Raw genomic sequence first — 23086 nt, 5'->3', positions numbered from 1 at the left:
TTGAGCGAACTGACCCGATCCGTAGCAGCTTATAGTCAATCACCGTGACCTGCTTGCCTGGTTCCTCATGCTCCAGTCAGGATCGCGGGCTTCTGTGGTCCAGCGATCCTCTGCACGCCCACGCCACACGACGACCTGAAGCGCCATTGTCGCGACAGGGTAGTGCTGCCGCCCTTGCGCTCGCCCTTGAACCTTCGGTACCGCGTAAACATCCAACGCCCAGTCTTCCGTGATGCTGGCGACGTTGGCAACGATAAGACGGGCACCATCACGAAACTCGGCAACGGCGGCTGGCTCTTTGCCTGTTCGCCGCAATCGCGCCATGGCCAGGTTCTGTGTGTCTTCGTCTCGGAGCCAATAGAGATCATCTTCATGTAGCGGGAAGGCATCATGTGCGACTAGCACTTGGGTCAATGAATAGAATTCCGCCAAGGTGGGGCGCGTCCATTCACAGTGCTTTCGATCCAGGTACTGATCCTCTTTTCGATGGACGCGAAACACTTCCGGATCTGGCGTTGTCCGCATGTCCACGCACTGCCAAACCAACCCCTCTGAAAACTCGTACGCACGCACGACATTTTGACGCTCGATCACGCGGCTCGTCCATTTCCGCCAGGCTGTCGGAATGCCTGCTTTTGCCCGCATGTCTGTCGACCGCCCCACCGCTCGGCGTACCCACTGCGCCTCAATGCGTGTGGCAGGTTCGTATGTCTCGACAATGGGGAAAATACCGGTGTCTGACAGGCCAATTTGCTCAAGCAAGCACTGAGCCCTTGCAAGACTGGCCTCGTCGCTGGCGCTGCGACCCCAGCTCAAGAATAGGTCACGCATCATGTCAGTCCACATCACAGAAGCACATTCGTCACTGCCACCGACGAGTGCGGCAACGAACAAGAACTCCATGATGCTTCGATGAGCGAATTTGTAGTTTCCAGCCGAGTCGCGATTGAGAAGTGAGCGACCAGTGAGCTTCCAGGTCTCGATGCTCGAAGAACTTCTTTCGAGCAGGACAGCGAGATCGTCCAACGACAACCGCTCCGACCGCCGGGCGTATCGATTTAGGTATATATCGACGGCCACTTTTTTTGAAACTCCCAATAGCTCTTGGGGTTCGATCCAGTGGCTTTCACGCATCAGCCAGCTGTCCACCATGAAATGGTAGAGGTCCCAGAGTTCGCTGAATTCATCCTCTCGCCTGAGTAAGTCTGGCAACAAGCCAAGCAGCATCGGGCGAACAGTCAACTCAGGGATGCGGGCAACTAGATGGTGAGCTCGGCGGCGCTTTCGCAACCCATACCAAGGCGTGATTGTCCGCAGGTACTCATCAATCTGCCGCGGAGTAAAGGGCAGCAGATACATTCGTTGAAAATGTTGGGATCCCTGTGTTCCTGCCTTCTTAGGGCCAACTCGCGCCACGCCAGAGGTGGTTGGGATAGTCTTGTCATTGGCGAAGAACTGCGTTCGGCATGTCATGATGACTGATTTGAAATCCGCCGACAGTCCCATGATCTGTTGCAGGCGCAACTTGTGATCGTCAATGGCTTGCGTGTCCTCATCAAGGGCATCCAGAAGCAGGATAGTGTTGCGCTTATCGGTAACCGCCTTGATTTGCTCGTCGGCATCCGCTCTGCCAAGTGGCACTAATGCCATCTCTCGACGACGCTTGGCAGGCTTTTTGAGCTCGCGTGCAAAGATATTCAACAGCAGCGTAGTTTTCCCCATGCCTGAATCGGCCAGAATGAGGAGGCGCGCACTGCTGCCAGCGGATAGTGCGCGCTCCACCACCGCGAAGATGCCTTCGCGAACGGAGGCGAAATCACGAAGATCATCGTCATCGGTAGGGTCGACGTTGGAGGCGTCCGGGGTAATGTATTGTTGAACTGCTTCGCGAATCTCTGCATCGTTAAAGCTGGCGACATGAGTCATCCGCTTCAGTGATTCCGCGATAGCGATGGCTCTCCGACCATGAGCCCATTCAACAAAGCGAGCGATAGGCTTCACCCATTTGGCGGCAGTCCCCAATATGACTGTCGCCTCCGTAATGAGCACCCAGAGCGGCTGGGTTGTTACGTACTTCACAATCCTGGCTGCCTGTGGCAGCAGGTCAACGGATATATCCATGGTTCCCCTCGTTAACCGGCGAGCCCCTATAGTCCCTATCTCGCACTAGACCGATCATACAATCTGAGAGCGCTACTTCTCTTCTTCCACCGAGGGTGAGGGGGAGTCATGTGGCAGCATTCCGTCCTTACGCATCGCGCGAAGAGCCGCCATCGCCCCCGAGCCGGCCTGAGATCGACGGGTGTAGCAGGTCACCATGCGGTCCGTTTTCCAGCCGCCCGCTTGCTGAATTTGCGTTCCCGTTGCCCCGTGCTCGGCCAGGTCGTTAGCGGAGCCAATTCGCGCGGAATGCCCACTGATGCTCGCCGCATTTTCCAAGCCGGCCGCTTTGGCTCGCCGCCGGAAGATCCGCGCCACCTCTTGGGGTAGCAACGCATCTTCGGAATGACCGCCGGCCTTCGGCCGCCCGCCGGTGGATCGGAAGAGGGCACCCTCGTCGATGCCGGACGCCGCTTGCCACGCGCGCACCCGTGCCATTGTCTCCTGGCTCACAAACCGATAGTCCGGCGCCGCGCCGTCTTGGTTGGTCTTGGAGAACGGCACATGCAGGGACCAGGCGTTACGTCGGCGGTTGTGATGCAGGTGCTCGACGCAAATGGCGACCAGCTCCGACTCGCGACACAAGGTGTCCGAGGCGATTGACAGTAACGCCGCATCGCGCAGATCGCGGGGGCTGTCACCCAGCGAGACGAGGATGGTCTGGATGCCGGCGCTATCCAGTTCGCCGGCTTGCTTGCGGGCATGGCCACCGGTGGTCTTGAGGCGCCGAATCAGTTTCTTCCATTTGACCGGCCAATCTGGATCCTTAGACGGACTCGGCAAACCCGCGGCGACATGCACCAGACCGACGGTATACAGATAGCGATCCACCGTGGCGCGCTTGCGCCCCTTGTCGATGGCGGCCGACAAGAACGCTTCGAGTTGCTCGACGGAGGCGGGCAGGGGAGTGGCCCTGCTCGTTTCACACCACGCCAGGTACTGCGTCCAGTCCGAGCGGACCGCTTTTACCGTCGCCGGTGCGCTGCCTTCGGCGAAGTCCGCGGACCAGCTGGCAAGTCGCTCGAGCACGGCCTCGACCGAAGCGGCCATCGCCGGGCGTGGTGCATGAATGTCGGGCGCGATCGCCGGCACCGCGGTCAGCTCCTGCAGCGCATCGACGACGCGAAGGGGAAGGGTGGTTGGCTCGGTCATGACGGGCATCCCCGGGGCGCGCCAGGCGGCGGCGACAACCCATGATAGCGAATAAGTGCCATTATTGGCTATTTTAAATAATGCAATATATTTCTTATTTTCAATGGGTTGTGGCAATATCTTCATGCGCGAACCCATGACTCGCCGCGCAATCCTGATGGCGCCTCGATCGGCCACAGCGACCAAAGACTATCGATCGCATCCAGCCATTGCATACGGACTCATCGACGGTGTTGGGTTGTCGCGAGATTTGAGATCGAAATCCGCCACGATCCCGGCGAACTTACGGGGAGAAAGCTCGGATGTCGTACGTATCTCGGATGTGCGCCCGTCTATTGATGCCGAGTGTGGTGCCGCTAATGGCCGCGCTACTGGTGGCCGTACCGGCCAAGGTCTTGTCGGATCTGCCGGTAGCCGTGGGCGGCGCACCGGCCTGGCCCAATCTGCCGGCTATCCTTGTAGCGCTTGGCGTGGGTGCCAGTGCGCTGTATTACCTTGTTCAAATGGTTCGGCTGCTCCGCTGGCGACAAGGCCGCACGGACACGTGCTATGTATGTGATTGCCTGTTAGGCCGCGAACGCCACGGGCGCTGGGGCGCGTATCGGCGCTGCCTGGGCTGCGACAAAAACCACTCTATCTAAGGAGCGATGCATGGCGACCAAGCTACCGCGCGGACTGGATGGCCGTACCCGCGACCAAAACCCACCGAAGGCCGGTGAAATCCGCCAGAAACGGGGCGACACCAAGGTGGCCACCTTGCGGCGCGAGTACGGCGAGGGGTTTGCCGCAGGCATTCGATCGGATGCCAAACTCGAGACCGTCCGTGAGCGCACTGGCAAAAGCCTGCATCAGCTCGTACACGACATGCCCAAGAAAAAATGACCATTGCGGTTCGGCGACGCTCCAGCAGGAGTTGGTCCGCCTGAATCCTTTTCCTGCGGAACTCTGTTAGTTGGTCTTGCCGATTCCACCGGCAACCGGCGCAACCGCGTAGGAAAGTAGCGCGGTGTCAAAGGATGACCGAATAAGCGGAGATGACACGATTAGCGGACAAACGACGGAATTAAGAGGATGGCGACAACCGTGACCCTGAGAACCGCCATCCTTAATTGCGCATAATGTATATTATGTCAAATACGAAATAGGCCTATCTGGCCAGCCGCAGACCACACCCCAGAGTCCTGCCTTCTCCCATTCCCCCAACAGCTGGCCTTGCTCCTTAGCCCCCCCGGCGTGGCTCCTGCGCTCTGACTCGAGTCGAGCTTTCACTTGCCCATCTGTAGTCGCCTGATCGTGCCACCACGTAACCGGGCCTAAGTAGTTTTGCGACCTTGAACTCGGTCAGTTTGTAGAGTGAAGTTCTCTTGGGAGCATGTCGCTCAGCGCCGGCGCGCCTGGTTCAAGAACGCGCCTGGTGTCGCTGCCGGTCCACGTTCGTCTGCAGGAGCATCTCCATGCAACGCAAAGAAATGCTGGAAACCCTCCGGCGGTATACCAAACCTTTTCGCGTGGTCGATGGCAAAGGCTTCCGCCTGAAGGACTTTGATCCGGGCGACACCCAGGGATTGAAGATGGACAAGGACGATGCCGTCGAGCTCCTGGAGCGTGGATCGGAATGGCTGGCCCTGGAACAGGATGTGCTTTATGCACAAAGTTCCTGGTCCGTATTACTGGTGTTCCAGGCCATGGACGCGGCGGGCAAGGACGGCACCATCAAGCACGTTATGTCCGGCGTGAATCCTCAGGGTTGCAGCGTTCAGTCATTCAAGCAGCCATCATCCGAGGAGCTTGCTCACGACTTCCTCTGGCGGTATCACTCGAAAACGCCCAGGCGCGGACACATAGGCATCTTCAACCGTTCCTATTACGAAGACGTACTCGTCGTTCGCGTACATCAGGAGTTGCTCAAGGCGCAGAACCTGCCCTCCTCGGTTGTCAGCGATGACATCTGGCGCGAGCGTCTTTCCGATATTGCCGGTTTCGAGGATTACCTGAGTCGCCAGGGTGTGGTGATCCTGAAGTTCTATTTGAATGTATCGCGTGATGAGCAGAAAAAGCGCTTCATGAAGCGCCTCGACAAACCCGAGAAGCACTGGAAGTTCTCGGCGTCCGACGTCAAGGAGCGTCAGTACTGGGACGATTACATGGAAGCGTACGAATCAGCGATTCGTGCCACCGCATCCAAAGCAGCACCCTGGTATGTGGTTCCTGCCGACAATAAATGGTTTACGCGGCTTGTCGTTGCCGCGGCCATCGTCGAGGCGGTGGCCAAGCTCGATCTCGATTACCCGAAAATCACGTCGGATCAGAAGAAGCGCCTCGCCGTGGCGCGCACTGAGCTTGAAGCTGAAAAGTAACGACCTTGGCGAGGCGCTGGCTGCACTCAGGTGTTCTTGATCGACGGATTCGTGCTCATCGCAAACCCGCAAGCAAACGTCAGCGGCACGCCGTAAACCTGTCCGTTCACCCGCGCAAAAAGCTGGTAGTGCCAGTGGCCTTCAGTGTCCTGATGGTGATGGTGGTTTTCGATGCTGATGGTCTTGTCGTTGACGCGGAGCTTTTGAAACACCTTCCCGTTCGGCTGGCGAATCAGCCAGCAAAAGCCGGGATTGTCTTTCTCGTCCAGGCCACAGAACTCGCCTTCGCTGGCATTGCCCGTCAGGCGCCAGGTAATGGTGTGCGGTCCGTCGTTGGTCCCGCACTTGGCGAAGCTGTGATGATGCTTGCCCTGGTTGATGACGAGCATGTTGAGGTCGTCATGGCCTTTCGCATCGGGATGCTTGTAGTCGTGGTGGAGTTCGACGTCGATGACGATTTGCTTGGCTTCGCGGGACTGCATGGCTGTTCTCCAGGTGATGGTGGAATGAACGGGTGACTTCCCTGCTCGTCTCGTGCTCTGCCCCGCTCGTCCGGATCAATGCGCCACCACGTTGTCCGCGAGCAGGTGCTTGCGGAATGCGGTATTCACGGGGTAGTTGATCTGGGCTCGCGCGAGTGCCTCCAGAAAGGCGGGATCGCGGAAACCGCTTTCCCAAAGGTGGTGAATGGTGGGCTCCACGTCGGTCTTGCGACCCAGCTTGAGCAGCGCCTCCACTTGCAGGGCGCGCATGCGCGGATCGCCCCGCCCGCTGGTTTGCGCAAGGACGGCGGCGTTGACGGCAACGTAGTGTCTTCGTGCTTCGTCCGGTCGCGTGGACGTGGCGGCCAGCAAGAGCCGTGATGTCAAAGCGGCGAGCAGGATGGCGCGGTCGTTGGGTTGAGTCGCGAGCAAGGGCTCCAGCGTGTCGGACGCCGCTTGCGCCTGTGCTCGTGCCTCGGCCGTCTTGCCCGCCTTTAGCTGTTGCGCCGCGGACTCCAGGCGTGCCTCGGCAAGTTCACGCTGAAGCCGCGCATTGCTCGCATTCTGGCGGGCAAGTGCCTCGAGTATGTCCAGCGCGGGTCCCGTGAGCCCGGCCGCGACGGCCTGATGTCCTGCCAGGCGCTCCAGGCGCGCCAGTTGCGTGGCGTAGCGCGCGTGGTTCTCGCGGAAGTCGTTGTTCTGGGGATTGGAGGTCATCAAGGTGTTGGCCATGTCGACCGACTGGCGCAGCATCTGCGCACCCGCCTCGTGCGATCCGGCCAGCGCCAGGGTGCGGCCGAGAATGGCGCGCACCGTGAGCATGGATTCGCGCTGGCCGTTGTCCTCCGGGTGCTTCGCTGAGAGCCGGGATTCGATGGCGTCATCGGCGCTGTATTCGGCGACGGCCGTGATCAGGTCGCCATCGAGCAAGGCCAGCTTGCCCAGGTTGTTGTGCGCGCCGCCGAGCTCGACCACCCATTCGGCACGCTCGGGATCGGCCGCGACCAATTGCCCAGACAACTGCAGCGCGCTGCGATAAGCGGCCATCGCTTCGTCGAGGCGCCCTTCGGCTTCGAGCACGTGGCCGATGTTGTTCTCCACCATCTCAAGCTCAAACAGCAGCTCGAGGTCGAGCGGCTTCTGCCGGCCGGCGCGTGTCAGGACCATCCGTGCTTCATCGAAGGCCTTGCGCGCCTGATCGAGCTCACCCTGAAACCAGCGCGCCTGGCCGATGTAGGACAACGTGCGCGCATACTGCAGCTCGCGATCCGTGTCGTTGGGTGCTCGCATGCTGAGCAACTTCGCCAGTTTGGACGAGGCCTGGAACGAGGCGATCGCATCCGTCAGATGACCTTGTGACTGGCGCACGCTGCCAATGCGCTCGAGCACCTTCGCCCGCTGTGCAAGCACCTGGTCCGTGACATCCGTGTTGGGCATCGAAGCGAAGTACTGCATCGCCTTGGTATCGACGTCTTCCATGATGTCGAGGCGGCGAACCTGATCGAGCTTTTCGGCAAGATCGCCAAGCATGAAGTCGACCAGGGTTTCGGCCTGGCGTTGGCGTCGCTCTGCATCGGCGCGTGCGACGACGGCCGAATGCCGGGCAAACAACGCTGCAATCGCCAGCAGCGTGGTAACGGCCATGACGAACAGCGCCGCGGCGGCGATCGCCGTCAAGCGCCGGATGCGGCGCTGGAGTTCGCGCTGACGCAAGCTGTCGTAGCTGACATCCAGCATGCCCGCGATCAACTTGAGCTTGGCGTTGCGCTTGCCGTCCTTGTCTTTGCGCGCGTCGGCTGCGATGGGTTCGGCCCTGTGGTTGCGTCCGGGTCGCAAGGCCGGCACGAAACACTCCTCGGCCTGTGGCTCACCCTCTACCAACAGGCAAAAGATGCGGTCGGGATGTCGCAGGCGACGAAATGCCTGGACCTCCTCTTCCACCCATCGCGAATTCGCCGAATGCGGCGAACAGATCACGATTAGGTTGGCGGATTCGGCCAGTGCTTCATTGACCTTCCCCGACAGATCGGTCGCCGATGCCAGTTCGTCACGGTCGCGAAAAACAGGTGTCAGGCGCCGGGGCACCTTCCCCGCCGATGTGATCGATCCCACCAGCCGCGAAGGGATGCGGTAAGTTTCCAGGGCTTTGTGCAGCCATTCGGCCCACGCGGCATCGTGGTGGCTGTAGCTGATGAACGCGCGGTACCGGAAGTCCGGCGCCGGCGTGGATGGGGCCGCGCTTGGCATCACATCCAGCCCTCCCCCGGCTGGTGGTCCGCTTTCCTCCGCACGGGCTTCCGCCCGGCATAAGGAATGCCGCCCTGGCTGACCCCGAGCCGGGACGGGCTAATTATGTGATGTATATCACACTTTGAGTGCTAGTCTGTCCAGGAGACGGCAAGGCGCCCGGGAAGGCATGGGGGGTGGCCAGCCTCCGGGCCGACCCCTGCGGAGACCTCCATGACCCCCTTGGTTATTGGCGTCACCAGCCACCGTAACCTTTCCGCTGACGAAATCGAGCCCATTCGGGCGCGCGTGCGCGAGCTTTTCGCCTACCTCACACACGAGTTTCCAGGCCTGTCGCTAGTAGCGATGTCTTCGCTGGCCGAAGGCGGCGACCAGCTCTTTGCCGCCGAAGCGTTGGCGGCAGGGGCCCGTCTGGTGGTGCCGTTGCCGCTACCCAAGGAGATGTACGCCGAGGATTTCAAGGATCCGGATGTCAGGGATACCTTCAGCGCCCTATGCGATAGGGCCGACACCATCCGCCTGCCATTGCTGAAAAGCCAGTCGCGCGAAGCCCTGCAGACAGCCGGCGAAGCGCGTGACCGTCAGTACGCCAAAGCCGGCGTCTTCATCGCCAGCCACTCCCACATCATGGTGGCCATCTGGGATGGCAACGATTCGGGGCGTCTTGGCGGCACCGGGCAGATTGTGAAGTACTACTTGCATGGCACCCTGCCCGGCATCATCGAGCACCATCGTCAGGCACGGCATGTCCTGGGTGGCGGCGACGAGCATCTGCTCTATCACATCGCCTGCTCGCGCGTAGATGCCGAGCAACCCATCGCCCAGGGTGTGGCCCCTTTGGAGGCCCGGTGGCTAACCGGCAACGAAGCGTCATCACTCGCCGACATGCCGGCAGACTTCCATCTGATGTTCCGGCACATGGTGGCCTTCAACGACGACTGCGAAAAGTACCGCGACACCGTCGAGGAAACGTGCGGCCGTCACGCGACCGAGCCGGTCGAGGAGTTGTTTCATTTCGCGGACTGGTTGGCGCTTCATTTCCAGAAGCGTGTGCTGATGGCCCTGAGGGTCACCTTCACGCTGGCTGCGCTGATGGGCATCGCCTTTACGTTCTATGCGCACCTGCAGGCGCAGAACAGCATGATCTACCTGTTCCTTTTGCTTTTCGCGATAGGCGGCATCGTGGCCATCCTCGCGCGACGCCGCGAGTGGCATCGCAAATACCTCGACTATCGCGCGCTGGCCGAGGGTCTTCGCATCCAGTCTTACTGGCGCAAGGCCGGCATCTCCAAGAGCACCGACCACGAGTTTGCGCACGACAATTTCCTGCAGAAGCAGAACATCGAACTGGGCTGGATACGCAACGTCATGCGCGCGATGGGACTGCACCCTCCATCGCGCCCAACACCCGAAGCGCTCGATGCGGTCATCAACGAATGGGTGGGCGAATCAGGAAAATCCGGCCAGCTGCATTACTTCGAACGCAAAACACTTGAGAGCAGCGGCCTGCACCACATCACGGAGACGATCGGCCTGATCAGCCTCTGGGCGGGCGTCGCCATCAGTGCGTTCCTGGCCATTTTTGCGCTACGTCTGCCTGAAACAACCAAGACCATGCTCGTCATGGCCATGGCGATGCTGTCGATCATCGCCGCTGTACGCGAGGCTTACGCCTACCGCAAGGCCGACAAGGAGCTGATTCGTCAGTACCGTTTCATGGAGCGCATCTTCAAAGGCGCACGGGCCGCCATTGATCGAACGCGCGATCCCGGCGAGCGCCGGGACATCCTTCGTTCGCTGGGCGATGCTGCTCTCACCGAGCATGCAGAGTGGACCCTGATGCATCGCGAGCGGCAGGTGGAGCACAGCAAGTTCTGAAAGGCGCGGGAACCGGGCAAGGCTTCGCCCTGCCCGGCTTTGCTCACGCCATTACCACTTCATTCGGAAACCCAGCGTACCGTTGAGCGCATGCGAATCGCCGAAGTGCTTCATGCTTGTGGACGCCTGCACTTCGCCGAACACCGAATAGCGACCACCCGCCCAATCCATCGCCGTGCCCAGGCCGAAGCCGCCCCACAGTCGCTCATTGCGCGTGGTGAAGTCGGTGCCGGCCACGTTGACGCGGGCTCCATCGCCGAAGTTGTGATACAGGTTCGCGATCGCGTAGACATGAGTGGCCACGGTACCACCCGTGCCAACATGCGAGCTCTGGTAGTCGAATACGGCACCGGCACGAGCCACCGTGGCGTTGCCCTGCTTTTGCGACACATGCGCACCGAAGGCGTCATCGAAGCTGTCGAAGCTCGCCTTGCCGTAGCTCAGCTGCGCCTGCGGAATGATCGACCACCGATCGCTCAGCGCGATGCGCTGGCCCACTTCGACGCCGACGGCGTAGCCGTTGGCCTTGCTGCCATCTTCCAGCAGCCTGGTGAGCGTGGTGGATTGCAGGTCGGTGTCGAAGCGCGTCCAGCGCGCCTGGCTATCGACGTATACACCGTTGCTGCCATACCAGGTCAGGCTCAGACCCACGCCATAGCCATCCGACTTGAGGCGACCCTGGCCGTACACGGAACGTGCGTTGGAGTGATATCGACCGTACTGCAGCGTAGCGCCGCCAACGAGTTTTCCATCTTCGCCTTCGCTCATCGTCGTGTCGATGCCTGCCTCGGCCCTCCAGCTGGAGATGTCATAGCGGGTCGCGCTGGTGGAACTGTTGGGCTTGAAGGTCTGATCGCCGCCTTCGACACGCATCCACAGGCCTTCGCCCGGCGTCATGCCGCCGTCGCTGGCCTTCTCCGAACCCGCCCACAGGCGATCACCGGTGCGCTGGAACAAGGTGCCCAGCGAGTTGATCTGTTGCAGGATGCCGGCATAGGCCTCGTACAGCGGCACACCCGGCTGATACAGCGGCGGATCGACCGGGTCCGTCGGGTCGGTGGGATCAGTCGGGCCATGGGTCAACGCGGAGCGCAGATACCAGTTGCCGTCGGTGGCATCGCTGCTGCCCTTGTACAGACGGTACGAGTACGCACCCGCGACAACCGCCTGGTCGCCCTGGAACACGTAGTCGCCTTGCAGCGCGAACGTACCGCTGGAGGCGCCCTGCACTTCGATCAGCTTGATGCCCTGCGCGGTTTGCGCGCCGCCGCCGCCGACGTTGTTGACGCGAATGTTCGAGTTGCCCGCGGTATCGCCGGTGACGACGAGCTTGTCGGTCGTCGACGAGTCGCCACCGAGAACCGTGTTGAGCAGCAAGGTGCCGCCCTGGCCGGTGTAGTTGCCCTGCACCGTCAGCGTCGTGCCCGGCGTCGTGCCGAACTGCACGGTGCCCGCGTGATTCAATCCGGCAACGGTCTGCGCGTGACCGTCCAGGTTCAGAATGCCGCCACGGAGGACCGTGAACGCCGAGCCCTGGTTGAAAACATTTGCCGCACCGGCGGTAAGTTTGCCTTCGGCCACCGTCGTGGTGCCGGCATACGTCGAAGCGCCGCCGAGTACGAGTTCGCCTGCGCCGCTCTTGGTCAGGCTACCGGTACCACCGATTCCCTGGCTAATCGTCAAGGCGGTGCCGTCATCTGTGCTGATCGTTGCCGCGCCGCCCAGACCGATGTTGCGGTCACTCTGGAAGCTGGCAGTCGTGCGCAGGGTGCCATCGTCGATGGAAAGATCGCCCGCCGCAGCGCCGAGGTTTCCGTCACCCGATACCTGCAAAGTACCCGCATGCACGGACGTGCCGCCGCTATAGGTGTTGGCACCGCTGAGCACCAGAGTGCCCAGATCGTCCTTCACCAGCATGCCCGCCCCGCTCAGTGTCGCATCAATCGTCGCAGTCATGGTCGCACCGAGTGCCGTGCCATCACCCACGCGGATAGTGGACGCACCGCCTGCCAGATCCACCGCATCGCCCGTCACACGATAGCCGTCTGTCTGGAACTGCATGCCGGATGCACTGACCTGACCGTTGTGATTGTCCACCGTCACGACGCCCGCCGTACCTCCGAAGACAGCGAACGCGCTATTGCTGTACGAGGCGTTGATCGAACCGGAAGCATCGGTCCAGTAATCGTTGTCCGTCAGGCGCCAGGTGCCGGTGCCGCCTTCGATGCCGCCGTTGTTCGCATGTCCCGGACCATCCCAGAAGCTCAACGTGAGACCCGATGTGTTGACCAGATTCACCTGGTGGGCGATGGATGTCTGCACAAAGGCATCCGTCGTGGGCATCGAGCCCAGACTGAGCCCGTTGTCGATCAGTGCGCCGTCGTAGCTGAAGATGCGGTAGACGCCGGCACCAAAGGTGCCGCCCGGCGAGGTGGTCACGTTGAGCGTGCCGCCGAGAGTCAGGTCACCGTGCACCACCGTCAGGTCGTTGTACGGACCTCCGGGCGTGCCCGCCTGGCCGAATTGGTAGTCGAGTAAGGCATTACCCGACAGCACCACGTTGCCATTGATGGTGAGCGTACCTGCCGATGCGCCGGGACTGAGCGTACCGCCGTCGGCAATGGTGACGTGGCCACCGATGGTGCCGTTGCCGCCAAGCGTGGCGCCGCTCTGGACGAGCGTCGCGCCCGTCGACACCGATTGATTGCCATTGACCAGCAGCGTGCCAGAAGACACGGTGGTGTCGCCCGTGTAGATGTTATCGCCGGTGAGCACGAGCGTGCCGGTGCCCTTCTGCACCAATGCACCGCTGCCGGAAATCACGCCGTTGAAGTTGCTGTTGTCACTGCGATCGAAGGCGAGTGTCGCGTTGTTGGCGATATTGCCGATGACCGAACCCGTGTTGCCACCGTTGCCCAGCTGCAGCACACCATCGCGAATCGTGGTGCCGCCAACGTAGCTGTTGTCGCCTTCAAGGATCAACGTGCCAAGGTCGGTCTTGGTGACGGCGCTGTTGCCGGTGAGCACCGACGCCACCGTTGCCGTCATGCCGGCACCGTCTGTCGTGCCATCGCCCACGCGAAGAATGGCGGCCGGCGTGCCCAGGTTGATCTCGGCGCCTTCGACCCGATAGCCATCAACGGCAAACTGCATGCCGCCACTGCTGATGGCGCCAAGGCTGTCATCAACGGACACCGTGCCGCCCGTACCGGCGAATATGGCGAAGGCGTTGTCCTTGTAAGGCGCGTTGATTGAGCCGTCCGTTATGGTCCAGTTGTCGTTGCCCGCGGCGTTCTGCCAGACGCCATCACCGCCGAGCACGTTGCCGTCGCCACGACCGCCATTGCCATCCCAGAAGTTCACGTCCAGGCCGTTGGTGTTGACCAGGTTGACCTGATGGTCGATGGATGTCTGCAGAAAGTAATCAGGCGTCGGCACCGAGCCGATCGACATGCCGTTATCAGCAAGCGAGCCGCTGTAACCGATGATGCGATAGATGCCCGGGTCGAAGCTGCCACCCGAACTCACGTCGACAAATAGCTCGCCGTCGAGCGTAAGGTCGCCTTCCACCTTCACCAGATCGTTCAGAGGGCCGCCCACGACATTGGCCTGGCCCAGGTTCACCGCGAGCTTGCTCGTGTCGCTCATGCCAAGGTTGCCCTTGATCGTGAGCGTGCCCGGCACGTTGCCAACATCGCCGGGACTCAAGGTAGCCCCGTCATCCAGTGCGACATCGCCGCCGATCACGCCCGTGCCGCCGAGGGTGCCACCGTTGTTCACCTGGGTCGTACCGCTAGCACCGGCCTGATTGCCGTTGATGATGAGGCTGCCCGCATTCACCGTTGTGGTGCCTGCGTACGTGTTGCTGCCGCTCAGCACCGTCGTACCGCTACCCTGCTGCACCAGTGAACCGCTGCCCGAGATCAGCCCACCAAAGGTGAGCGTGTTGGAGCGGTTGAAGACCAGTGCGCCGTTGTTCGCGATGTCGCCAATGACGGAGCCAGTGGTCCCACCATTGCCGAGTTGCAAGGTGCCGGCCACGATCGACGTGCCACCCGCATAGCTGTTATCGGCATCGAGAATCAGGGCCGCGCCGCCGTCCTTGGTCAGGGCGCCGTTGCCGATGATCCTGCCTGCGAGCGTCAGGTCGGCATCGGTCTGGAACCGGCCACCCGGGCCATTCAGTACGACGTCCCGGCCCGAGACGAAGGCAGCGAGATTCTGCAGGATGCCGTTGTTGAACGTGAGTCCACCGCTGGCACTGCCGAGATTCGCATCGCTGGAGACAACGATGCGCCCGCCGTTGATGGTGGTGCCGCCGAGGTAGCTATTCACGCCTGCCAGCAGCAGCGTACCGTTACCACTTTTCGTCAGTCCGCCCGAACCGACGATATTGCCCAGCTGGGACAAGTCCGCCTGCGTTTCAAAGTTGGCACCGCCCTGGTTGATGGTTACCGTGCGCACGCTGGTGGTCAGACCGGGACCGGTGTTGCGCAGCGTGCCACCGTCGAAGCTCAGGCCGCCGCTTGCCAGACCCAGATTGCCATCCGACGAGATCTGCAGCGTACCGCCGTTGATCGCCGTCCCCCCGCCATAGGTGTTGTTGCCAGTCAGCACAAGCGTGCCGAAATCATCCTTGACGACACCGCCAGCACCGGACAGCACGCTATCGATCGCGGCGGTCATGCCCGCGCCGGCGGACGTGCCGTCGCCAACTCGGATGGTGTTCTGCGCGCCAGTCAGGCCCAGCGTGCCGCCGTCGATCCTGTAGCCGTCCACCGCAAACTGCATGCCTGAACTGGTGACATTGCCGAGGCTGTTGTCGACCGTCACCGTACCCGCCGCGCCGGCGAAAATAGCGAACTCGCCGTCGGTGTAAGGCGCGTTGTACTGACCCGCCTGATCGGTCCAGTTGTCGTTGCCCGCAGAGCTGTGCCACACACCAGTTCCGCCATTGATGGTGTTGTTGGCGTGGCCGTTGGGACCGTCCCAGAAATTCAGCGTCAGGCCGCTCGAACTGAGGAGGTTCACCTGCCCGCCGATCGACGTCTGCACCTGATACGTACCACCGGGCGTGGTGCCCAGCGAGAGGCCGTTGCCCGACAGCGTCCCGTCATAGCTGATGATGCGGTACAAGCCGGGGCCGAAGCTGCCTCCGGGCGTGGTAGAGACATTGAGCGTGCCATCGAGGCTGAGGTTGCCATGGACGATGGTCAGGTCGTTCAGCGGCCCACCCACCACGTTGGCCTGGCCGAACTGATAGTTCAGTTGCGAGCCCGCATTCAATGCCAGCGAGCCGTTGATGGTCAGCGTACCGGCTGCGCCTGCATCACCCGGATTCAGGCTGCCGTTGCTCGCAACGATCACGCTGCCGCCAATCGTGCCCTTGCCGCCCAGTGTGGCGCCGCTCTGGACCGTGGTCGCACCGGTCGCGGCTGACTGGTCGCCATTGATGAGCAACGTACCGTTCTGCACAAGCGTCGCGCCCAGATACGCATGGGCTCCGTTGAGCACCGTGGTGCCACTGCCCGCCTGGGTGACACCACCCGTGCCGGAGATCAGGCCACCGAACGTATAGACGTCCGAACGGTTGAAGGCAAACGTACCGTTATCGACGACATCGCCAAGTATGCTGCCGCTGGCACCGTTATTACCCAATTGCAGCGTGCCACCGTTGATCGTAGTGCCGCCGGTGTAGACGTTGGCGGCGGTGAGCGTCATCGTGCCCGCACCTTGCTGGACGACGTTGCCGGCACCGGAAATGGTGCCGTCAATCGTCATGGCGTTGGAACGATCGAAGGCGAGCGTGCCGTCCGCGACGATGATGGTGCCGCTGGCAATCGATCCTGTCGTTCCTCCCGCACCCAGCTGCAGGATGCCGCCATTGATGACCGTGTTTCCCGTGTATGTATTGGTTCCGGTCAACGCCCACTTGCCGTTGTCGTTCTTCGCCAGCGTGGTGAGGCCGCCGGTACCGTTGATGATGGTGCCGCCCATGATGTTGAGGTCGCCGTTGCTGCCGCCGAGACTCAAGGTGCGCGCGCCGCTGCCGGAAGAGGCTGCCGAACTGGTGTTGCTGAAAACCACGGCGCCCGACCCGGACGACTCGATCACACTGGTGCCGACGGAGAGCGTGAACAGTCGGTCGGTCGTGTCACCCGCACCGGTGTAACGCAACGTGGCGCCGTTGCCGATGATCAGATTCGCGGCTGCATTGGACGACTGGCCGATACTGCTCACCTGCCCGCCGTCGCTGAGTTTGTCGACACCCAGCACGCCACCGGAAATGGTGGTGACACCGGTATAGGTGCTGGCGGCATTGCGCAGAATCCACGTGCCCGTACCCGTCTTGTTCAGCGCGGTCTTGCCCGTACCGTTGTCGGAAAGCTGCAGGGCCAGACTGTTGTCGTCGGTATTGGTGCCTGTCAGCGTGACGCGCTGCGCCGCGTTGGCGCTGCTGAAAGTGAGTGCACCTGTGTTGGTGAACGCCACGGCGCCAGTACCGGACGCGTCCAGCGCGCTGTTGAGCGACGAACCCAGCGTCATCAGACGATCGGTCAGGTCGCCGGTCCCCAGATAGGTAAGCGTGCCGCCATTGAGTACAAGGTTGCTCGCCGCGTTGCCCGATGCGCCGATGGAGCTGGCCTGGCCACCATTGGATAGCTTGGCAACCTGCAACTGGCCGCCGGTGATGGTGGTCGTTCCGGTATAGGTGCTACCCGCATTGGAGAAGTACTGAATGGCATTGCCATTCTTGACCACACTGCCCGTTCCGCTGATCACGCCACCCAGATTGGCCGACGCGCCGCTGCTGGCACCGTTGCTGATGGTGAGGGTCCGGTCAGTGAGATCGATGTTGCCACCGTTCGCGCCGCCGCCATTGATGTACAGGGCACTAATATCGAAGTGGTTCAGATCGAGGAGTACACCAGCGGTGTTGTCCAGCGACAGCAGTCCCGTACCAATCGCGTTGGTTGCTCCCGCCCGAACGATGCCGCCGCGAATATAGGTACCACCCGAATAGGTGTTGGCGCCGCCGAGCACCAGGGTGCCCGGCCCCTGCTTCTGCAGCGCCCCGGCCCCCTGGACCGTACCGCCGATGCCAAGTGTCGTGCTGGCGTTGCTGACGTTCAAGCTGCTGGTGGTCTGCAGCTGTATGCCACGATCCGTTGAGACGTCTGTGCCGGTATAGATGAGCGTGGCGCCACTCATGGTCAGGTTCGCCGGTGCGCTGCCTGACGCGCCGATGCCGCTGGCCTGCCCGCCATTCGCAAGGCAATCCGTGGAGAGGGTCGACGAAGTGATCGTCGTGCCGCCGGTGTAACTGCTGCCGCAACCATTGAAGGTTTGCGATCCCGCGCTCAGCTGCACGCCGCCCGTGCCACTGATGGCACCGGTGAACGTACCGCTGTTGTTGATCTGCAACGTGCCCGCACCGAGCGTGACGTTACCCGCGCCTTGCAGGCCACCCACCCAGACCTTGTTGCCTGCCAGATCCAGTGTTGCGCCGGCATTGACGGTCATGCGCCCCGCACCGGCGCCGTTCGCCGCGCCACCAAAGGCCTGGTTGGAACCGGCGCGCAGCGTGCCCGCGTTGACGGTATTGCCACCGGTGTATGTATTGGTGCCTGACAACACGAGGATGCCGTCACCATCCTTGTTGAGCGTGCCCGCACCGATCACCGTGCCGCTGTCGGTCAATGTCGTTCCCGCCTGAGACACATCGACGCGACCCGCGCCAGACGCCAGCGTGAATCCGCGATCGGTCGAGACAGTGCCACCGGTGTACTGCAGACTGCCGCCCGTTTGCAGGATGAGGTTGGCCGCATCGCTGGTGCCTGCACCGATACCGCTGGCCATACCGCCATTGGCCAGCGTGCCCACCGACAGCACGCCGTCGCTGACGGTGACCACGCCGGTAAAGTCATTATTCGCGTTGGCGAGTGTCAACGTGCCGCCACCCGTCTTGATGAACCCGGCATCGTCAGGACTTGTCACCACGCCGCCAAAGGTGAGATTGGCGGTGCCGTACACCTGGATCGTGCGCGACGGCCCCCCGTTGACGAGCGTGAAGCCGCGATCGGTTGTGGCATTCGGCCCCTGGTAATACAGGCGGCCATTTTCCAGCACGAGGTTCGAGGACGCGGCGGTGGATGCGCCGATCGAGCTGGCGATGCCTCCGTTGGCGACGCTGGTGATATTGAGCGTGCCGCCACTGATCGTCGTGGCACCCGTGTAGGTGTTACTACCAGTCAATGCCACCACGCCCGTACCCGAACCACCGGAGATGAAGCTGGTGGCTCCGCCGTTGTCGACGATCTTCGAATTGATGGTGAACGTGCCGCCGCTATTCTGCAGCACGCCCAGCGGGCTGCCACCAGCGCCACCGGTGATGGACCCGTTCTGAATCGTTTGCGAAGCCGTACCGGCGGAAGGCGACACGATAATGCTGCCATCCACGCTGAGCGTGTTGGCGGCGCCGACGGTCACCGTCGAACCGGCTGCGGCAGCAACTTTCAGACCGCCGAGCGCGACATTGCCATTGACTGTACCGAAGTAAGGCGTATTGGGATTGCCACCTTCATCGCTGACGATGTCGCCGTTCTGCCACTGGCTCGCATCGTCTTTGTTGGCATACGACGTGAACGCACTGATGACCCCGCCACTCACCTGGGCGTAGTCGGTGCCATTGACGGTTGCCCAGCCACCCAATGCGCCGTCGGCATGCGTCGTCAAGATGGTGCTGCCGGCATTGAAGGCGAAGTCGACGAGTCCACCCGTGCGGTTGATCGCACCGAGGTTTGTTGCAAGGGTGCCGCCGGTACCGGCCGTCGCGCTGATGCGGTTACTGCCCGCGGTGACGTCCAGCCCGTTGAAGGTCTGACCGCTGGTGCCGGTTCCGCCCTTGATCGACAGCGTGCCGCCGGCAAGGTTGAGCGAAGAACTGCTATGGATGATGTTGCTAGCAGGCGCACCTATGGCCGTGAAATCCAGCGCGAGCGTTCCGCCGCCGATCGATGTGGTGCCCGTGTACGCATTGGTGCCAGTGAGCGTTTGTGTGCCGGCGCCGAGCTTGGTCAAGCCGCCGGTGCCGGCGATGTTGCCGCCATAGACCGTACTTCCCGTGGCGGCATTGAGCGTGAGCGTGCCGCTGCCCAGAGCGACGGTTCCGCCCGTTCCGGCAAGCGATGGCGCCGCGATATCGAAATTATTGATGTCCAGGGTGCCGCCGTTGACAACCAATCCCTTCGACTGGCCAAACGCTGACGTGCTGCCAGCCGTAAGCGTGCCGGACTGCACCGTCGTTGTACCGCTGAACGTATTCGCGCCACTCAGCAACCAGTTGCCGCTGCCGTTCATCACGAGGTTGCTGTTACCTGTCCCCGTGATGGCACCGCTCAACGTGTTCGTGCCGATGTAACTGCCACCCAGCGTCAGCGTATCCGTGCCGCCGACGACATACGCGATATCGCCGCTCAGCGTGAGCGATCCGGAGCCGTCATTGGCCAGAGTGCTGGCACCGTCTGTCGTCATCCCATGGTTGGACGACGTGGCACCACCGGTGTAACGTAGCGTGCCATTGACGAGGTTCAGCGTGCCTGCCGTGCCCGTACCGAAGGAACTGGCAACGCCGACATCCGCCAACACCGGCGCATACACAGTGATGGCATTGACGTTGGACGCGCCGGTGTACGTATTGGCACTGCCGAGCGTGATGTTGCGCCCTGCACCACCGGTGTAAACGATCGTCCTGTCCGACGTGCTGCTGATTACACCCAGCAGGTTCATGTCGGCCGACACGGACTGGAAGCTGTGACTGAGCAGCCAGGTGTTGGTCAAGGCGATGTTGCCGGTCAGGGTCAGCGCGCCCGTGCCGATGTTGCGGAAAGCGGTGCCGCCACTGGAAGTATTCGCGAAGCGCCAGTCGCGATTCGATGAATTGCCCGAACCACCGTAATTCAACGTGCCGCCAAGACCGCCACCCGCCTGCACCACGACGAGGCCATTGGCCGCCGTGGAGGGTGCGCCAAGAGCACTGGCTTCACCGATGTTGCCGACCGAAAGAAACCCGTAAGTACCACCGGTGTAGAAGTTGACAATGCCATCGAAATCGCTGGCGGCATTGCCCATCGTGACGCCGCTGCCAGCGTTGACGTTGCCGACGCCACTGAAGCGAGCGTAGCCAACACCATTGCCGGCCAGGCTGACTGTTCCGCCGGTAAGTGTCACCAGGCGCGTTGACGCAAGCTGACCGCCACTCGCGGCCAGACCTGTGCCGGCGGCCATCGTGACGCCGTTGCCGGCCACGCCCAGTGCTGCATCATTCGTGACGGAAATACTGCCGCCCGTCAGGTTGATGCCACCGCTGAAGGTGTTGACCCCACCCAGGGCAAGGGTGCCGCCCGAGGTCTTGGTGAGTCCGGCCGTACCGGCGATCACCGAGTTGATCGTGGCCGTACCGACAATCGTCGGCGTTGCGCCGGCCAATGTCAGCGTGCCGCCGTTGAAGATATAGCCGGCGGTGTTGAAGGTCAGCTTATTGGCCGTGATCGGTGCACCGAGCGTGACCGTACCCGCTGTGCCAGCGAACACCGCACTGTCGAGCGCCGTGTTGTCCCAAGCGTAGAACGGGCCTGCGACACCATCGTTGGCGGCGTTCCAGTATTGCGTCGAGGTATTCCACGTACCGGTGCCACCGCTGCCCGCCTGCCCTCCATTGACGTCCCAGTAGCGATCCGCTGCATGCGCGCCTGGCGCGTAGGCCGACACCAGTGCTGCAAGCACGGCCATCCGCAAACTCCACGCATGCGCCGACGAGCGCGATCCGGCGCGCTCGTCGACCGAAGCACCGGCGCGACCGCGACCCTTGCCACATCGTTCCGTCAACTCAGAAGCAACCACCCAGGCATTGGACGCGCGCGACCAGACAATGCGGAATACGCGATTCATGAATTTTCCCTGTCAAGATTTTTGAGAACAAAGCGATGTGCCGGGTAGCCGAAGGGCTATCCGAGGGCGATAGGCATGCGAGAGCGCTAAACGGGGATCCGCAGTCGATGCGGCGCGCGCGTCAGTGGGAGCGCGCGGGGAGCGCTAAGGAAACACGTGCGGCGGTGCGGTGGCTTGGGGTGCCAGGAGGTGCTCGTGATTTGCGAAACGGGAAGTGGCGTCCGGCTTTGACGCGTCACTTGGGTAGGAAACGTTGGCGTTACGACGAGTCACTGTGTTTCGCACTTTCATCTCCCGACTCCACCGCTGCTGCTTTCCATGCGCGCGTGCAGCGGTGCGAGCATCAGCCTGAGGCCAACGCTTCGGATATGGGCGAGGTGACGCCCCCTGTTTCAGGGATGATACGAAAGTTCTTGCTCTCGTAAGGTGTGCGTAAGGTCATGGCCAAAAAGTGAATGAAGTTCACATTACCTTCTCGAGAATTCATCTATCGCACGCGCGTTGAGACACATTCACGGCATGTTGTCGACATGACTCTCCAGCCCCACCTGCCTACGGTGAACGCGCCAAGGGTAAACGCCAAGGGCAAGCGCATGGGGCGGCAGCCACGGCCAACTCACCGGAAACTTGAGCGCGAATCGACCCCTTGGGGCTGGCATCGCACGGTGGTCTCGGTGAGCAAGACCTGTTCTACACATCTCGTTCTACTCTAGACGCCTGTCACAACTCACAAATCCTTCGCCGCGCCGACCGTGAGGTCGCCCGCACCGCTGTGACGTCAGGTCAGGGAGTGACCGAAGGCGCCAGCTTCGCGCAAAGCCGAAGACGGGCCACCGTACCTCCAATGTTAGAGTGGACGTTTTCCGCCTCGAATCCGATCCATGAGCAACGGCCATTTCTATCCCGTCGGCATCCCTGGCCAACCCTGGGGGCCGGAAGAACGCGCGGCGTGGCTTGCACGCCAAATCAAACACCGCAGCTACGCAGACGATGTGCTCAGCGCCATCGACAAGCTGCGGAATCGCTTCGACGTCACCGAATATGGCGCCACGGACTACGCCACGGAGCATTTCTCGTTGCTGGTCGTGCGCAGCCGCGACTGGCGCGATGACCTGCCCCTGATGATTGTTACCGGCGGCGTCCACGGTTACGAAACCAGTGGCGTGCATGGTGCACTGCAGTTCCTTGAGCAGCACGCTTCCGATTACGCCGGAAAGGCCAATCTTCTGGTGGTGCCTTGCGTAAGCCCCTGGGCTTATGAGCGCATCCATCGCTGGAACCCGAACGCGCTCGATCCCAATCGCAACTTCGTCAAGCACAGCCCGGCCGGTGAATCGGCAGCGCTGGTGGATCTGCTGGAGCCGCTGCGCGATCGCGCGCTCATGCACATCGACCTTCACGAAACCACCGATTCCGATGAATCGGAGTTTCGCCCTGCCCTTGCCTCGCGCGACGGCAAGCCGTTTGAGCCGGGTGAGATCCCCGACGGTTTCTATCTGGTTGACGATGCCGACCAGCCGCAGCCGGAGTTCCAGCGTTTCGTCATCGATGCGGTGGCGAAGGTGACGCATATCGCGCCGGCCGATGCACGAGACGAGATCATCGGTTCGCCGCTGTTGATGCCCGGCGTAATCAAATTCCCGGTGAAGAAGTGGAACCTCTGCGCGGGCATCACCAACGCACGCTATGCGACCACGACCGAGGTCTACCCCGACAGTCCGCGTGCAACGCCGCAGCAGTGCAACGATGCCCAGGTGGCCGCCATCCGCGCGGCGATCGACTTCGCCCTGGCGCATCCGTAACACAGAAAAAGGCGGGCACAGTGCCCGCCTTTTTTCCTATCTGGCTTGATGAAGGATG

At 61.8% G+C, this 23086-nt stretch carries 9 protein-coding genes; 4 read left to right on the top strand and 5 right to left on the bottom strand.

Annotated features, from left to right (window positions below; translation table 11 throughout):
* Positions 1-39: 39 nt before the first annotated feature.
* Both EYV96_RS04040 and EYV96_RS04035 read right to left on the bottom strand, forming a co-directional pair.
* Complete coding sequence (locus tag EYV96_RS04040; RefSeq protein WP_131150201.1) at positions 40-2121, bottom strand: NACHT domain-containing protein; 2082 nt, start codon at positions 2119-2121, stop codon at positions 40-42.
* A 72-nt stretch (positions 2122-2193) separates the two neighbouring features.
* Complete coding sequence (locus EYV96_RS04035; protein ID WP_240732335.1) at positions 2194-3438, bottom strand: tyrosine-type recombinase/integrase; 1245 nt, start codon at positions 3436-3438, stop codon at positions 2194-2196.
* A gap of 525 nt (positions 3439-3963) precedes the next feature.
* On the opposite strand from EYV96_RS04035, the gene EYV96_RS04030 reads away from it, so the two are divergent.
* Together EYV96_RS04030 and EYV96_RS04025 are read left to right on the top strand one after the other, a co-directional pair.
* The gene (locus tag EYV96_RS04030; RefSeq protein ID WP_131150200.1) at positions 3964-4194 is read left to right on the top strand and encodes a hypothetical protein; all 231 of its coding nucleotides are present in this window, start codon (positions 3964-3966) and stop codon (positions 4192-4194) included.
* Between the two features lie 572 nt (positions 4195-4766).
* A complete protein-coding gene (locus EYV96_RS04025) occupies positions 4767-5669 on the top strand; it encodes a polyphosphate kinase 2 family protein (protein ID WP_131150199.1) in 903 nt (300 codons plus the stop codon).
* A 26-nt stretch (positions 5670-5695) separates the two neighbouring features.
* Here EYV96_RS04025 and EYV96_RS04020 read toward each other — a convergent pair whose 3' ends face one another.
* Together EYV96_RS04020 and EYV96_RS04015 are read right to left on the bottom strand one after the other, a co-directional pair.
* Complete coding sequence (locus EYV96_RS04020; protein ID WP_131150198.1) at positions 5696-6151, bottom strand: hypothetical protein; 456 nt, start codon at positions 6149-6151, stop codon at positions 5696-5698.
* A gap of 75 nt (positions 6152-6226) precedes the next feature.
* Positions 6227-8398, bottom strand: coding sequence for a TIR domain-containing protein (locus tag EYV96_RS04015; protein ID WP_131150197.1), 2172 nt, complete (start codon positions 8396-8398; stop codon positions 6227-6229).
* A gap of 213 nt (positions 8399-8611) precedes the next feature.
* Between EYV96_RS04015 and EYV96_RS04010 the strand changes: the two genes are divergently transcribed.
* Entirely contained in the window at positions 8612-10276 is a 1665-nt protein-coding gene (locus EYV96_RS04010) for a DUF4231 domain-containing protein (RefSeq protein WP_131150196.1), read from the top strand.
* A gap of 51 nt (positions 10277-10327) precedes the next feature.
* Here the strand turns inward: EYV96_RS04010 and EYV96_RS18710 are convergent, their stop codons facing one another.
* The gene (locus tag EYV96_RS18710; RefSeq protein ID WP_165488575.1) at positions 10328-21226 is read right to left on the bottom strand and encodes an autotransporter-associated beta strand repeat-containing protein; all 10899 of its coding nucleotides are present in this window, start codon (positions 21224-21226) and stop codon (positions 10328-10330) included.
* 881 nt (positions 21227-22107) lie between these two features.
* On the opposite strand from EYV96_RS18710, the gene EYV96_RS03970 reads away from it, so the two are divergent.
* On the top strand, positions 22108-23028 hold the full coding sequence (locus tag EYV96_RS03970; protein WP_131150195.1) for a M14 family metallopeptidase: 921 nt from the start codon (positions 22108-22110) through the stop codon (positions 23026-23028).
* Positions 23029-23086: the final 58 nt, after the last annotated feature.

The sequence above is a fragment of the Dyella terrae genome, assembly GCF_004322705.1.
Taxonomy (GTDB): Bacteria; Pseudomonadota; Gammaproteobacteria; order Xanthomonadales; family Rhodanobacteraceae; genus Dyella_D; species Dyella_D terrae.
Note: the sequence above shows the minus strand (reverse complement) of the source record. Positions and strands in the feature narration are given on the sequence as shown.